General features: G+C 61.5%; 9 protein-coding genes. 6 read left to right on the top strand and 3 right to left on the bottom strand.

Going from position 1 to position 14,312, the window contains the following annotated elements; genetic code table 11:
• Nucleotides 1–469: 469 nt before the first annotated feature.
• The 5 genes from ACFMO7_RS13860 to ACFMO7_RS13840 all read left to right on the top strand — a co-directional run bounded on the left by ACFMO7_RS13860 (nucleotide 470) and on the right by ACFMO7_RS13840 (nucleotide 6,629).
• Nucleotides 470–805 (top strand): tRNA-binding protein, encoded by a 336-nt coding sequence (locus tag ACFMO7_RS13860; protein ID WP_376796079.1) that lies wholly within the window; start codon nucleotides 470–472, stop codon nucleotides 803–805.
• 617 nt (nucleotides 806–1,422) lie between these two features.
• A complete protein-coding gene (gene proS, locus ACFMO7_RS13855) occupies nucleotides 1,423–2,880 on the top strand; it encodes a proline--tRNA ligase (protein ID WP_376796078.1) in 1,458 nt (485 codons plus the stop codon).
• A 356-nt stretch (nucleotides 2,881–3,236) separates the two neighbouring features.
• Nucleotides 3,237–4,676 carry a MurT ligase domain-containing protein gene (locus tag ACFMO7_RS13850; protein ID WP_376796077.1) on the top strand — a complete coding sequence of 480 codons (1,440 nt, stop codon included), beginning with the start codon at nucleotides 3,237–3,239 and terminating at the stop codon, nucleotides 4,674–4,676.
• 6 nt (nucleotides 4,677–4,682) lie between these two features.
• Nucleotides 4,683–5,522: a type 1 glutamine amidotransferase gene (locus ACFMO7_RS13845; protein ID WP_376796076.1), complete on the top strand. Its 840-nt coding sequence runs from the start codon at nucleotides 4,683–4,685 to the stop codon at nucleotides 5,520–5,522.
• Between the two features lie 237 nt (nucleotides 5,523–5,759).
• Nucleotides 5,760–6,629 carry a phosphodiester glycosidase family protein gene (locus ACFMO7_RS13840; RefSeq protein ID WP_376796075.1) on the top strand — a complete coding sequence of 290 codons (870 nt, stop codon included), beginning with the start codon at nucleotides 5,760–5,762 and terminating at the stop codon, nucleotides 6,627–6,629.
• 204 nt (nucleotides 6,630–6,833) lie between these two features.
• Here the strand turns inward: ACFMO7_RS13840 and ACFMO7_RS13835 are convergent, their stop codons facing one another.
• The gene (locus ACFMO7_RS13835) at nucleotides 6,834–8,642 is read right to left on the bottom strand and encodes a serine hydrolase (protein WP_376796074.1); all 1,809 of its coding nucleotides are present in this window, start codon (nucleotides 8,640–8,642) and stop codon (nucleotides 6,834–6,836) included.
• Nucleotides 8,643–8,890: 248 nt separating this feature from the next.
• On the opposite strand from ACFMO7_RS13835, the gene ACFMO7_RS13830 reads away from it, so the two are divergent.
• Nucleotides 8,891–10,276 carry a glutamine synthetase family protein gene (locus ACFMO7_RS13830; protein ID WP_376796073.1) on the top strand — a complete coding sequence of 462 codons (1,386 nt, stop codon included), beginning with the start codon at nucleotides 8,891–8,893 and terminating at the stop codon, nucleotides 10,274–10,276.
• 251 nt (nucleotides 10,277–10,527) lie between these two features.
• Here the strand turns inward: ACFMO7_RS13830 and ACFMO7_RS13825 are convergent, their stop codons facing one another.
• Together ACFMO7_RS13825 and ACFMO7_RS13820 are read right to left on the bottom strand one after the other, a co-directional pair.
• Nucleotides 10,528–12,216: a phosphatidylserine/phosphatidylglycerophosphate/cardiolipin synthase family protein gene (locus ACFMO7_RS13825; RefSeq protein ID WP_376796072.1), complete on the bottom strand. Its 1,689-nt coding sequence runs from the start codon at nucleotides 12,214–12,216 to the stop codon at nucleotides 10,528–10,530.
• Nucleotides 12,217–12,744: 528 nt separating this feature from the next.
• Nucleotides 12,745–14,142 (bottom strand): NAD-dependent succinate-semialdehyde dehydrogenase, encoded by a 1,398-nt coding sequence (locus ACFMO7_RS13820; RefSeq protein WP_376796071.1) that lies wholly within the window; start codon nucleotides 14,140–14,142, stop codon nucleotides 12,745–12,747.
• Between the last annotated feature and the right edge of the window lie 170 nt (nucleotides 14,143–14,312).

The following is a 14,312-nucleotide window of genomic DNA, read 5'->3' as shown; positions in this document are numbered from 1 at the left end:
AACTTCCCCATACTTTCTTGAATTTCTCGGCGTATGATCCTGGTGTAACGATAGAGGCCCTGCACAACGAAGCAGTTGCGATGCGGCTTCTCTAGCCGGCGGATTGGCACACGATTTGCACGCACATGATCTCTGTCATGATACTCCAACTGGAACGGGAGGTGAGAGCAGCGGCCTGAGCTGATCGACAGTTGTGTGTTCTGGCGTACCCATTCTGCTTGGACCATACCATCCGGAGGCACCCGGATCGCGCGAAGGATCGCCGGTCCGGGTGTTTTTTTCTTGTGCCTGCCTGGCTGGCTTGAGGGAAGGGGGAGAAGGTCGCGTCTCCTCTGGACGCTCTGGCGCCGGATAAGGGCGGCGGCTGCCAGCGACCAGGCCCTGTGCTATAATAGGCGCCACGCGGGGGCCGCGGCGGCAGAAGAAGACGCGGCGGAGCACCCACAACAGAAGGAGGAAGTTCGTAGCTATGGCCACCATCAGCTATGAAGATTTCGAAAAAGTCGATATTCGCGTGGGCAAAATCATCGCCGTCGAAGACTTCCCTCAAGCGCGCAAGCCTGCTTACAAGCTGACCATCGACTTTGGTCCTGAGATCGGCATCAAGCGCTCGTCGGCGCAGATCACCAACTACGCCAAAGAAGAGCTGCTCGGTATGCAAGTGGTAGCGGTGGTCAACTTCCCGCCCAAACAGATCGGCCCCTTCCGCTCGGAAGTGCTGACCCTGGGCGTCCCCGATGCCGATGGGAAGGTCATCCTGTTGACCCCGACCAGGGAGGTTCCCCCTGGAGGACGCATGTTTTGAGGAGGCGGGACAGCTCTGTCTGGCCTCTTGCCCGGGCTGCTCCCTCTCCTGCTTGACAGCCCACAGCAAAAAGGTGTATCCTGAGCGCCAGACAACAGAGCGAAGCGCGGCTGGCCCCTCAGTCCGGCCAGAGCGAGTATACTGGAGTGCGATGATCAGGACCAGTAGGCGTGGTGACCGTTCAACAGCGAGCCGGGATGGTGTGAGCCGGCGAATGTGACCGCGCTGAACCCACCTGAGAGCGTCGGCGAGGAGTCGACCGGTTCCCTCTCCGTTAGCGGAGGAGGCGATCAGGGCTGTCTGCCAGGCAGATCCCGGCTGCATGCGCGCCAGGCCGGTCCGATTGGTTGAGCGGTGTGGGGAGAGAGGCGATGAAGAAGTGGGACGAGCGGGCTGGAGCAAGCTGCGGCGGAAGCGGCCCGGCTGCCTTACCTGGTCGTACGAGTGGAGCTATCTCGCGAGAGGTAGCTCAAGTAAGGTGGTACCACGGGTCTCGGTGCTCGTCCTTGTCCAAAGGGCGAGTTTTTTTATTGGGCCGGCTCCCTTCTGTTCATCTACTGTCTCATGCTATCTGTTGGTGCTGTCTGCTCTCTGCGAGAGAAAGGGTGTTCTTCACTATGGCCGAAGGAGCAAAGGAGAAGTACGTCGAGGAGCTTGTCGACCAGAGCGACGATTTTTCGCGTTGGTACAACCAGGTGGTGCGTAAGGCCGAGCTGGCCGATTATGCGCCGGTGCGCGGCTGCATGATTATTCGCCCTTACGGCTATGCCATCTGGGAGCATGTTCAGCGCCTGCTGGATGCTCGCTTTAAAGAAACCGGGGTGATGAATGCCTACTTTCCCCTGCTGATCCCGCGCAGCTTTCTGGAGCGCGAGGCCGAGCACGTGGAAGGCTTTGCCCCCGAAGTGGCCTGGGTGACGCGCGGCGGTGGCGAGGAGCTGGAGGAGCCTCTGGCCATTCGTCCCACCAGCGAGACCATCATCGGCTATAGCTTCGCTAAGTGGATTCAAAGCTATCGCGATCTGCCGCTCCTGATCAACCTCTGGAACAATGTGATGCGTTGGGAGAAGCGCACGGTGCTCTTCCTGCGCACCGCGGAGTTCCTCTGGCAGGAGGGCCACACGGCCCACCGCACCCTGGAAGAGGCCGAGGAGCGCACGCGCCTGATGCTCGAAGTCTACCGCTCGTTTGTCCAGGAAGACCTGGCGATTCCCGTCTTTCATGGACGCAAGAGCGAGAATGAGAAGTTTGCGGGGGCCTTGCGCACCTATTCGCTGGAGGCCATGATGCGCGACGGCAAGGCTCTGCAGTCGGCTACCAGCCATAATCTGGGCCATAACTTCGCCCGGAGCTTCGATATCCAGTATCTGGATTCCGATGGCCAGCGCAAGTATTGCGCGACAACGAGCTGGGGCCTGAGCACGCGCATCATCGGCGCCATTATTATGGTGCATGGAGATGAGTCTGGCCTGATCTTGCCTCCGCGCGTCGCCCCCTATCAGGCCGTGGTGGTGCCGATCTGGCGCAAGGATGCCGATCAGGCGGCCATTATGGAGGCCATCGGACGCATCGAGCGCATGCTTAAGGGGAAGGTGCGCCTGAAGGTTGATCTGAGCGAGAATACTCCTGGCTGGAAGTTCAATGAGTGGGAGCTACGCGGAGTGCCGGTGCGTATTGAGATCGGCCCGCGCGATCTGCAGAACAATAGCGTAGTGCTGGTGCGCCGCGATAACCGCGCCAAAGAGACCGTGGCCATCGATGCCCTGGAGACACGCCTGCCGGAGCTGCTGGAGGAGTTGCAGCAGGCCCTCTTCCAGCGGGCCCTGGCCTTCCGCGAGGAGCATACCTACTACGCCGAGACCTACGACGAGTTTAAGGAGATTATGAGCGAGAAACGCGGCTTTGTGCGCGTCAAATGGGCAGAGGATAGCGAGGCTGAGCTGGCAATCAAGGAGGAGACAAAGGCAACGCTGCGTGTAATCCCCTTTGATCAGCCCGAGGGCGGCGTCCAGGGGAAGTGCTTCTATACAGGGAAGCCAGCCACCTGTGAGGCCATCTTTGCCCGCTCCTACTGATTGAGTTGAGCGCTGGGCGGCTGGCAGGAAGAGGGGCCTCGGCATTACCGCCACGCCTAGGCGCTGAGATGTTCCCGCCTCTCTGCCCGCCTTCCTGCCTGCTGAGGGGCGCTGAGGGAGGATGTCAGGCCGAGGACTCCCCAGCGCCTTGCCTACCGGTGAGAAACCTGAGCCGAAACCAAGGCTCGACGGGGCCCCAACCGGACCGTCGCCATCCCCGGGGGCGATGAAGCGAACTTGCTGGCTGGCTGGCAGAAAGCCAGCAAGAAGACCTATCTGACTTGCCCACCTGAGCCTCCTTTGTTATACTGCTCACGATGAACTATCCGCCTTGAGTGCTGGGAGGCTCTTTTCGTATGGCAGACTACTCAAAACCTGGTGGCGGGGGAATCTCTTGGCCGGGCCGTGCTCGCCTGGCCCTGGCTATCTCCGCCGGTAAGCTGGCGGGGGCCTCGGGCCGCCTCTTCCGCATCGGCGGCGGCACAAGCCTGCCGGGCATGATCGCACGGCGTATCGATCCCAACGTGCTCCGCTCCGTTATGGCGGCTACCGCAGCCAGCAAAATCGTTATTACCGGCAGCAATGGCAAAACCACTACCGCGCGCATGACCGCCGCCATCGCCGATGCCAGCGGTCGGCGCGTTTCTCATAATCGCACCGGCTCGAACCTGTTGCAGGGTGTGACCTCCGTGGTCGTCAATTTCGCGGATATCTTCGGGCGACTCGATAGCGATCTTTTGCTCTTTGAGATCGACGAGGGCACCATGCCCGTGGCCATGCCCGAGATTCAGCCCGATGTGGTGGTCATTACCAATATCTTCCGCGACCAGCTTGATCGCTATGGTGAGCTGTATTCGGTAGCGAAAGCTCTTGATAAGCTGCTGGAGAGCCTGCCGGAGACGGCCACGATCGTCCTGAACGGCAATGATCCCCAGGTGGCCAGCTTTGGGCAGCAGGCTCGCGCTAAGAAGCTCTACTTCGGCCTGCATACCACCGACGTCGGTCGCCCTGTGCCCGAGCATGCTGCTGACGTCATTCGTTGCATTCGCTGCAACGAGGACCTGGTCTACGAAGTGGCCTATCTCTCCCATCTGGGGCTGTATCGCTGTCCCAACTGCGGCTACGAGCTGCCGCCTTTGGATGTGGCTGCCACCTCGATCCGCCTGGACCCGCGGGGCGATGGACCCACACAGGTGACGCTGCAGACACCGCTGGGTCAGTTGGAGCTAACGCTGCCGCTGCCCGGGGTGCACAATGTCTACAACGCTGCCGCCGCCATCGCCGCCTCGATCGCGGCCGGCTTCGGCGTCGAGAAAGTCCCGGCGGCCCTCAGCAATATTCGTACCGCTTTCGGACGCCTGGAGAAGATCCAGGCTGGGGATCAGACTGTCTACCTGGCCTTTGTCAAAAATCCTACCTCTTTCAATCTAGTGCTGCGCCTGATTGCCCAGCATCCGGGCGAGAAACACCTCCTGCTGGTCGCCAGTAACACGGTTGTCGACGGCGAAGATTTCGCCTGGCTCTGGGATGTGGATCTTGAGGAGATCTCGCCCCAGGTGGCCGACGTGATCTGCAGCGGGACCAAGGCCGAAGAACTGGCTATGCGTCTCAAATATGCTGAGGTGCCGCTCGATCGCGTACGTATCGTCCATGAGCGCGAGGCGGCGCTCGACGCGGCGCTGCAGAACGCTGGCCCGGGCGGAACGCTCTACATCATGGCCAGCTATACGCCAACGCAGGAGCTGCGTCGCATCATGCAGAAGCGCGGCTGGGTCAAGCCCTATTGGGAGGAGTAAGCAGACATGACGAATGAGCAGGGAAAAGATACACGTCTGGTCTTGCGCATTGGGCATCTCTATCCGCAGCTGATGAGCGTGGCCGCCGACCGCGGTAACCTTTTTGCCATTGTCAAGCGCTGCAAGTGGCGCGGCATCAAGACGGCCATCGACCAGATCTTTGTCAAGCAGACGCCGGACTTCACGCAGTACGATCTGATTCTCTTCCATGGCGGCGCCGATCGGGAGATGGAAGTGGCTGCTCGCGACCTGGAGGCCAAGGCCCCTTCGCTGCGCGAAGCTGCCGAGTCCAATACTGTCTTCCTGGCCGTCTGCGCTGGTTACCAGCTATTGGGGCACTCATACAAGCCCTTCGAAGGCCCCGAGCTGAAGGGTGTGGGCATCCTCGATCTGCATACCGAGGGTGGTAGCACCCGCTTCATGACCCATATCGCTATCGAGTGTGACTTTCCTGAATGCGGCAAGCAGGTGCTGGTCGGCTACGAGAACCATAGTGGGCGGACCTATCTGGGTCCGGGAGCCCAGCCGCTGGGCCGGGTCCTGGCCGGTTGGGGCAATAATGGCAAAGATGGCTATGAGGGGGCGGTCTATAAAAATGTTTTCGGCACCTATTTGCATGGGCCTGTCCTGCCAAAGAATCCCTGGTTCACCGATCTGCTGATTATGCGCGCGCTGGCGCGGCGCTACGGGCAAGTTGCACTGCCGCCTCTGGATGACTCGGCGGAGCAGGCGGCCCACGCCGCGGCCTTCAAGCTGGCGATGGCTTTTAAGGGGACAGTCTCGGCTATCGATGCCACTCCCTGGCGCGAACGCCTCTCTCCTGGCTCTTCTCCGCGCTCCCTCTAGCTCACTGCGCTGCTGTGCTGTGCTATGCTTGCGCGCCGCGCCGACTGGTTCGCCCACGGTGTAGGGCCTGACGCGCCCTGTTATCTGAAGGCTGCTACCGGCCCGGATGAGCATGGATCGGATCGATCAGGCCGGCTCTGCTCTGCCCTCCTGACCTGACGGGTCCGGTGATGGCTTGAGAGCAGGCCGTAAGAGCTGATTATTACTTATCATTGTGGCAGGAAGGGAACTCTTGTTATGCCCTGGATGAGCGGCAGAGACAAAGGCAGGAAAGGGTTTTTCTGGCTGTTGCTCCAATGGCTGTTCCTGAGTGCCTGGCTCATGACGGCCTGTCAAATACCGATCAGCATTAGTGTGACCGGGCCAGGTACGCCCTCTCCTACCGCGTTGGCCTCCGCCGATGGGACCGGTCGCCCGCTGGATCGCTGGCTGACGCTCGCCACAGGCGTCGAGCTACGCTATGAGCACTGGAAAGGACCGAGTGGCAATGAGGACACCGTCATGATCACCCGCTTCGATCCGCGACATATCGCCTTGCGGGTGCTCTACAGCCCCTCGGCACCGCATTTCATTAGTGACTGGCTCAAGCAGGAGAAAGGGGCGCTGGCGGTCGTCAATGGGGGCTATTTCAACGATCAGGGGCAGGCCACGGGTCTGGTTATCTCCGATGGCCAGGTTTACGGCACCTCCTACCGTGGCTTTGGGGGCATGCTCTACGTCGACGGCCAGGGAGCCATTCACCTCCGCTCTTTAAGCCAGTACCCTTACAGTGCTGGCGAGCAGCTTCAGCAGGCCACCCAGTCATCGCCCATGCTGGTCCTGCCGGGCGCTAAGCGTACCCAGTTTGACGCCGATGCCTCAAGTAACCGACGGACGGTAGTGGCCTTCGATAAGGAGGGACGCCTCCTTTTCATCGTCAGTCCCGAAGCCGCCTTCTCGTTAGACGAGTTTGACGATTTGCTGCTGGCCTCTGACCTGCAGATCGATGTGGCCCTCAACCTTGACGGCGGCTCGTCGACAGGACTGTATCTGAACGCCGGAGGCCAGCGCTTTGGGGTGGACTCGCTGACGCCGGTGCCCATCGCCCTTGTGCTGCAACCGCGCTAACGCCTCTCGCCGCGGCGGCCCACGGCGTCCGCGCCCCATCCTCCGCCCTGCCTGGAAACGCCGGCTCTCTGGCACTTGAACGAGAAGGGGTGCCAGGATGATCCTGCCCGTAGGTAGCTTTCTGGCTGGCTGGCTCCCGTCCCCCCGATGAGTTGGTCCCAGCCGGTCGTGGGTGGGAAGGACGCGACTGCCATGGCGCCTGACCTAGAGGCGTTTGCACTGTTTGCCGCTCAAGTCGCACTGAATAGTGGCTTTTTGGAAGCGCTGGCTGATCACGTTCCCCTGGCTGTAGTCGGGCATGCTGATCGGGAAGCCAAATTTGTCCAGGCCACCGTTCTTGTCGAAGAAAGTCAGGATGGGTGGCGAGACGCTGTAGCCCGTATAGATGTAGTAGCGGCCATGATTGGCCGTTGGCAGCGTGTTGGTTTTCTTATCGCGCGCGAAGTAGTCCCAGTCATAGTCGTAGGGAATAGGATGCTGCAAATCGACATCGTAGGGTGAAATCCACTGGAAATTATTGAAACCCCAGTTCATCAAATCGCGCATATCCGTCCACCAGTCCTTGGTGTTCATTGTGACCCCGATCAGGTGGCGATTATTGCGCGTGCACGAGACCACCTGCACGAAGTCGGTGTTGCCATCCCAGCCGGGCTTACCCCCGTCGGCGCCGGGATACCACCAGAGAAACTGGTTCCCGTTGACCAGGTAATGTTGGGCATGCTGGGCGGTCTTGGGGATATTGTACATGCGCGTGCCAGCGATCTGGTGCAGAACGGGGTTGCTCATGGTGTAGCGACCCAGGACTGCCAGGTCGTGAGCGCTGGAGTAGTGACCGGTGGCGAGCAGGCCGCTGGGATTCATGTAGTGGGTATCGTACATGCCTAGCTCGCGAGCGCGCTGATTCATCATATCCACAAAGTGCTGATAGGAACCGCCAACCGCGTCGGCGATCGCCACTGCGGCGTCATTGCCAGAAGGCAGCAGTAGCCCGTAGAGCAGTTCACGCAGCGTATAGGTCTCACCCTTCTTCAGACCGAAAAGGCTGCTATCGGAAGAAATATGCTGTTGAATATCGCTGTAGAGGGCGCTGGTGATCGTCACCTTCTGGTCGAGATTCCCCTTTTCCACAGCCAGGAGGGCCGTCATCAGCTTGGTGGTGCTCAGCATCGGTAAGTGCATGAAGGGGTTATAGGCATAGAGCGTCGCCCCTGTATCCATGTCCATGAGGTAGGCCGCCGTTGCCAGAACCGGCGGGGGCGGATGATCGGTGTCACTGGGAATGATCACCACCTGGTGAGGGTTAACGGGAGCCTGGTTGAGCGCTGTGGCTGCCGCGGTGGCGGTATTCTGTTGTACGCTGAGGCCCATAGGCCTCGGGGTGCCCAGCCAGCTAACGAGCAGCGGGATCAAAGAGACAAGCACCACCAGAACGGCTGCGCACAGGAGGAGTAGCATTTTGTTATGGCTCAGATCGTGCAGGCGGCGGAACAGATCCGGAGGGGGGGGAGCCGCAGGGCGAGGCGGTCGGGGCGGCGGAGTCACCGCACGCATTCTGCCGGAGCTGGTAGCTGGAGAAGGAGGACGGCGCTGCTGGGTGAAGCCCGGCAGCTCATCATCGTCATCATCATCGAAAGTGAGCCGGCCGGAGGCACCGCGTTGGCTGGGACTCGCGCCGCCGAGTACCTGGTGACGGTTCGTGCTCGTCGTCGGGCCTGGCTGGCTTCTCTCCTCATCCTGTTCGGGAGGAAGGGGAGCGGCGCCCATGCCTCGCCTGCTCAGGCGAGGTTGATCGGCAGCTCGACTGGCCCGCAGCGAGGCTCGACGTTTTGGAACTGGGACGCTTCGCCAGGAAGCGGTGTTGGTGCTGATCGTCGATGAAGGATCGGAATCGTCAAGAGGCGGCAACCGGCGCGATCTCTGGGCGCGTTGCCTGGCATACTGGGGCGCCTGCCGCGGAGAAGAGGCAGGCGGATAGGCGCGCTGCTCGTCATCATTAAGCGGCGTGCGTTGCATCGAGATATATCTCTCCGTTCTATCTTAGTTCAGCGACACCGGTTCTAGTCTAGCATACTTCTTCAAGAGGAAGAAGGGAGGCTGTTGCAAGAGGGGGAGGCAGCCGTCCACCTTTTCGGCCCTTGACGGTCCTGGCCGGGCATGCTACTCTGCAACCAATGCCTCGATACCTCAGCCGTCTCTCTGGCTCCCTGCAGAGAATCAACGAGGCGCCAGCCCTCAGTTGCTGAAGAAAGGACGGAGATCGAATGGAACTCGCTCAGATTGAGCAGCTTGTGCGCGATGGCAAATTGGAGTATGTCAAAATCGGAACGCCCGATATGGAAGGGGTCTACCGCGGCAAGCGTGTCGATGCCACCTATTTCCTGCATGCGCTCAACGATGGCTTTGCACAGTGCGATGTGCTCTTTGGCTGGGATATCGCCGAGAATGTCCTGCCCAATCTCAAATTTAGCAACTGGGAGCGCGGCTTCGCCGACCTGGTCATGCGCCCCGATCTCTCGACCTTTGCGCTGGTCCCCTGGGAAGAGCATGTCGCCTCTTGTATCTGTGACCTCTGGACCGAGGCAGGTGAGCCGGTGACGCTCTCGCCGCGCTACCTGCTCAACCAGCTTGTTGAGCGCGCGCGCTCGCTTGGCTATAGCGTGGCGGCTGCCGCCGAGCTGGAGTTTCGCCTCTTCCGCGAGAGTCAGGTCTCTCTGCGTGAGAAGGACTTCGGGCCGAATCTGACGCCGCTCAACCCGGGTATGAATTGCTACGCCATCAGCCAGGCCAGTGCCGACGACCATCTGCTGGGCCGCATCGCGCGCATGATGCGCGATTACGGCATCGCCGTCGAGGGCTACAACCGCGAACATGGTCCTGGGATGTACGAGATGAACCTGCGCTATCAGCCGGCCCTGATAGCTGCCGACTACACCATGCTCTTTAAGACCGGGGTAAAAGAGATCTGCTATCAGCTGGGCTATGCTGCGACCTTTATGGCCAAGTGGCATGACCAGGAAGACGGGAGCAGCGGCCACTCGCACATGAGCCTCTGGGACCTGGATATGGAGCGCAATTTGTTCTGGGACGAGGAGGCCGAGGGCCATATGTCGGCGACCATGCGCCATTTCCTGGCCGGAGTCTTGGTGTCGATGCCGGGTCTCATGGCGCTCTATGCCCCGACGATCAATTCTTACAAGCGCTATGTGGCCGGCACCTGGACGCCGCTCAACGCTACCTGGGGCTGGGATAACCGCACCTGTGCGGTGCGCGTGATCAACAATGGTCCGCGGGCCATACGCATCGAGAACCGTGTGCCGGGGGCCGACGCCAATTTCTATCTGGTCTTTGCCGCCATGCTGGCGGGCGGCCTCTATGGCATTGAGCGCAAGCTGGAGCTGGGGCCAGCTCTGCGAGGAAATGCTTATGACCCCGCTACCATTGCGCGCGCCTCTGAGAGTGGGCCTATTCCTTCGCTGGCGCGCAACCTGACGCTGGCCACTGATCTCTTTGAGCAGAGCGAGGTCGCCCGCGAGTACTTCGGGAGCGAATTTGTCGAGCACTTTGCTGCTACACGACGCTGGGAGGTCAGCGAGTTTGAGCGCGCCGTGACTAACTGGGAGCGCCGCCGCTATTTCGAGCTGATCTGATCGGCCGGCCTTGGCTGCTTGCTCCCCAAGGGTGCGCCGCCACTGGACCGCCTGCGGGCGAGCGGTCTGCCGACCGCCCTGCCAGGCCGACCAGGCAGGTGAGGCGAGACAATCAAGAGCGAGAGCCGTGCTGCATAGGCCCTCAGCGCCATGCTGCACGGCTCTCCTTGTCCTGACCTGGTTTATCCTGAGCAAGATGGAGAAGCGGGCCAGCGGGAGGCGCGGGCAGAGTACAGAGTATCCCTGGCTGGCTAGGAAGGCTGTTCTTGCTCGATCCAACCGTGAGCCTCATCACAGCTGAGGCCCAGTTCTCGGGCCTCGTCCGCTGTCAGATAGGGCAGCAGGTGCCCGACCAGGAGCTGACCGCTACGATAGCGCTCTAGATTGGCCTGCGCCTGCTCCGCCAGGCGCAGGATAGCCTGCTCGCTCTCCCCCAGTTGACGTTCCAGCTCCGCGAAAAGATCACGAGCGCGGGCCTGGCGAGCGGGATGGAGGGGCTGGTCTCCGAGGTAGCGCAGAAGGGCCAACATATCCTCATCGGGGACCAGGCCGAGATGCTCGCCCCAGAGGAGCAAGCGCAGGCCGCGAGCTAGCTGGCTATCCAGCGTCGCTACATTCATTTCGGCGTCATCACGCATGCCCCGGTTGTTCAGGTTGGCTGAGCCGACCGTGGCCCAGAGGTCATCGACAAGGGCGACCTTGGCATGGACGTAGATCGGGCGATAGCGGACCTGCCCGTCAATCAGATCGGAGGTTGCCAGCGTCAAGACGAGCAGGCGCCCCTCCTGGACGGCCTCGGGAGCCTCCTCGTGCAGGCGCTGCAGGCCGGCATCGCTGAAGGCTCGCCCCACGTTGGGATGGTCTGGCAGCACCATCACTAGCCTGGCTCCGCGCCGCAGCGCCTCCCCCAGCAGGCGGATATTTTGCTCCATGTCGGGGCTGTCCGGTCCGATAAAGGAGATGTTCAAGCCCAAAAAAGAGCGGAGCCAGAAGTACTGATTTTCCAGATAGATCAGGCGCTGCGCCTTGCGGAAAGCCGCCGCATAGAGCTGGGCGATGCCCTGGATACCTCCCTCTGGGGCGAAGCCATAGGTATGCTGAGGGATGGTGCGGGCAACCTGGACCAGCGTGCGGCTCTCAAGCGGCTCTGGCAGCGGATGCTCCCCTACCAGGAGCGCCTTGTCAAGCCCCTTGCGCTCCACCACATCGTTCCAGCGCTGACGAAAGTTCAGCTCGACGTCAGCGGCTGCCGGTCCCTCGATCAACGCATGGGCATCGTGCCAGGGGTGGGGTGAAGCGGGCTTGGCGAGCAGGCGACGCAGGGGCGTGAAGAGGGGGTGGGGATGCACGTCCCAGCGGTCAAACTCGCCGTCGTTCTCGATCAGGGGATCGATCCCGCCCACGAAGGCGTAGCGTCCGTCGATCACGCTGGTCTTCTGATGTAAAGCCTCCGCTGGATGATGGAGCAGGCCACGCGAGCTATCATCGAGCAGGCAGAGCACACCGACGGCGCTCAGCTCTTCGTAGGCTTGTTGGGGATGGTAGTGCGAAAAGATTTCTGGGCAATCCCAGAGCAAGACGCGTACCTCGAGGCCGCGCTGAACGGCGTAGCCAAGAACGGTCTGCAGGGTCAGCTCGTGGTTGCACCAGAAGGCGATGGCTTCCTCGCTCAGACCAGCCAGGCGCAGCTCGGCCACCAGCTCCTGCTGGGCAGGGCTATCATCAGGCCCGGCGCGCTGATCTTTGCCGCGCACGAGAGGCATCGAGGGAGTAATACCCCAATGAGCGAGATAAATATAGTGTCGGGCTTTAAAACAGGCCAGGCAGAAGGCGAGTAAGGTGGCGTGGCCATCGACAAGATAGGTGACGCGCGAATCGCGGCGCACCGGCGTATCGCCTTCGGCCCACCAGTGCAGCTCGTCCGCGCTCGCTGCGCTCATTGCGTCCATACCTCCATCGCTCAAGGTGTGCGCCAGACGAGGAAGCTCTTCCTGGCAGCAGGCGTCCTGATTGTAGCATTCTCTCTGAAGGAGGTGCAAGCCTGTAAGGGTCAACAGCCCCTGGCTCAAGCCCGGGGCTGGCCCGCAGCCTGATCGGCCCGGACTTCAGGGCTGGTTGACGGCCGCCCGCAGTCCCCAGAACAGTACAGTCAGCGCTTGGGCCGGGTTGACCCGCTTCCCCCCTTGCGAGGTGAGGCGAAGCTGTTGCGGGCCACTGGTCAGAGCCGTTGGCCTCACGAGGACCAGGATCCCATCAGAGAGACGGCTGTGCCAACCCCATATGGAGCGCCAGGAGGGAGCCGCCTTCCTCCCCTGGATGAAGCCAGGGGGCCCCGGCGGCAGGTCGTTATGGAGGAAGAGAGCGCGGAGCGAACTGCTCAGGAGGGGGGAGCCGGCCGATCGTTCGGAGGTTGGCCAGCTCTCCCTCCTGGAAGAAGGTCCGGTCTGCCTGTTTGCCCGCCGAACTGCTTACTGGCGGGCGGGGCCGATCCAGACTGTCTGGATATTGACAAACTCGCGGATGCCAAAGATCGACAGCTCGCGGCCATAGCCGCTGTGCTTCACGCCGCCAAAGGGCAGGCGCGGGTCGCTGGCGGTCATCCCATTAATGAAGACGCCACCGGTCTCGAAGTGACGGGCCATCTGGCGTGCCCGCTCGATGTTGCGCGTCCAGATATTGCCGCCCAGGCCGAAAGGCGAGGCGTTGGCCAGCTCCAGAGCGTGCTCTGCATCGCGGGCGTAGATGACCGCCGCCGCCGGGCCGAAGGTCTCCTCGCGGAACATCGGCATGGCCGGCGTCACCCCGCTGACGATCGTTGGCTCGTAGAAGAAGCCGCGGCCCGGGCCGGGCTTGCCTCCCAGGAGCAGGCGCCCACCCATCTGAAGCGTCTCCTCGACCTGGCGCTGCAAGGTCGCGCGCAGATCGCCGCGGGCCATCGGACCGATCTGAGTCTCCCGCTGCAGAGGATCGCCCATGCGTAGGCGCGAGGCGACCTCAACGAAGCGGCGTTCGAACTCGGCGGCCACCGACTCCACTACGATAAAGCGCTTGGCGGCGATGCAGCTCTGCCCGGTATTCTGGAAACGTGAGCGCGTTGCCCATTCAGCGGCGGCCTCGAGATCGGCGTCTTCCAGCACGATAAAGGCGTCGGAGCCACCCAACTCCAGCACATGCTTCTTCAGAGCGCGCCCACTGGCGGCGGCCACCTCCATACCCACCTCGGCACTGCCAGTCAGAGTCACGGCGGCGACGCGCGGGTCGGCAATCAGCTTCTCCGTCTCAGAGCCACGTACCAGCACCGTGCGGAAGAGGCCCTCGGGGAAGCCACACTCGCGAAAGACGCGCTCGATCTCGAGGGCGCAGCGCGAGACGTTGGAGGCATGCTTGAGGACTGTGGTATTGCCCGCCATCAGGGCGGGGGCGGCGAAGCGGAAGACCTGCCAGAAAGGGAAATTCCAGGGCATCAAGGCCAGGACTACGCCCAGAGGCCGGAAGGCCACATAGCTCTCGCTGGCACTGCTCTCGGTGGGCTGGTCGGCCAGGAATTCTGCGGCGTGCTCGGCGTAGTACTCGCAGCCCCAGGCACATTTGACGATCTCGGCCTCAGCTTCCGCAATGGGCTTGCCCATCTCCAGGGTGATCAGGCGCCCCAGCTCCGCCTTGTGCTCGCGTAGATAGGCTGCGAGACGCTGGAAAAGAGCGGCGCGCTCGGCAAAGCTGGTATCCCGCCACTGCAGGAAGGCGCTCCGGGCCTGATCAAGTGCTGCGTCGATCTGCTCTTGGGTAAAGAGGTCGAAGCTCTCCAGTACCTCCTCGGTCGCCGGGTTGATCGACTGAATGGTCGGCCTGGTCGATTGGATGGTCATCGGCACAACTCCCAGGGAACGAAAATAGGGGTCTCCTCTCGACTGTATTATATCATTCCGATGGCCCGCCGTGCCGAGCGCTGCCTGACAGCTCGTCAGCTATATATCGCTATCATCTTTGCGAATATTTGTTTGATATTTGACAAGTCAACAATAAGATGGTAAAATTG

It is taken from the genome of Thermogemmatispora sp. (assembly GCF_042408735.1).
Classification (GTDB): domain Bacteria; phylum Chloroflexota; class Ktedonobacteria; order Ktedonobacterales; family Ktedonobacteraceae; genus Thermogemmatispora.
Note: the sequence above shows the minus strand (reverse complement) of the source record. Positions and strands in the feature narration are given on the sequence as shown.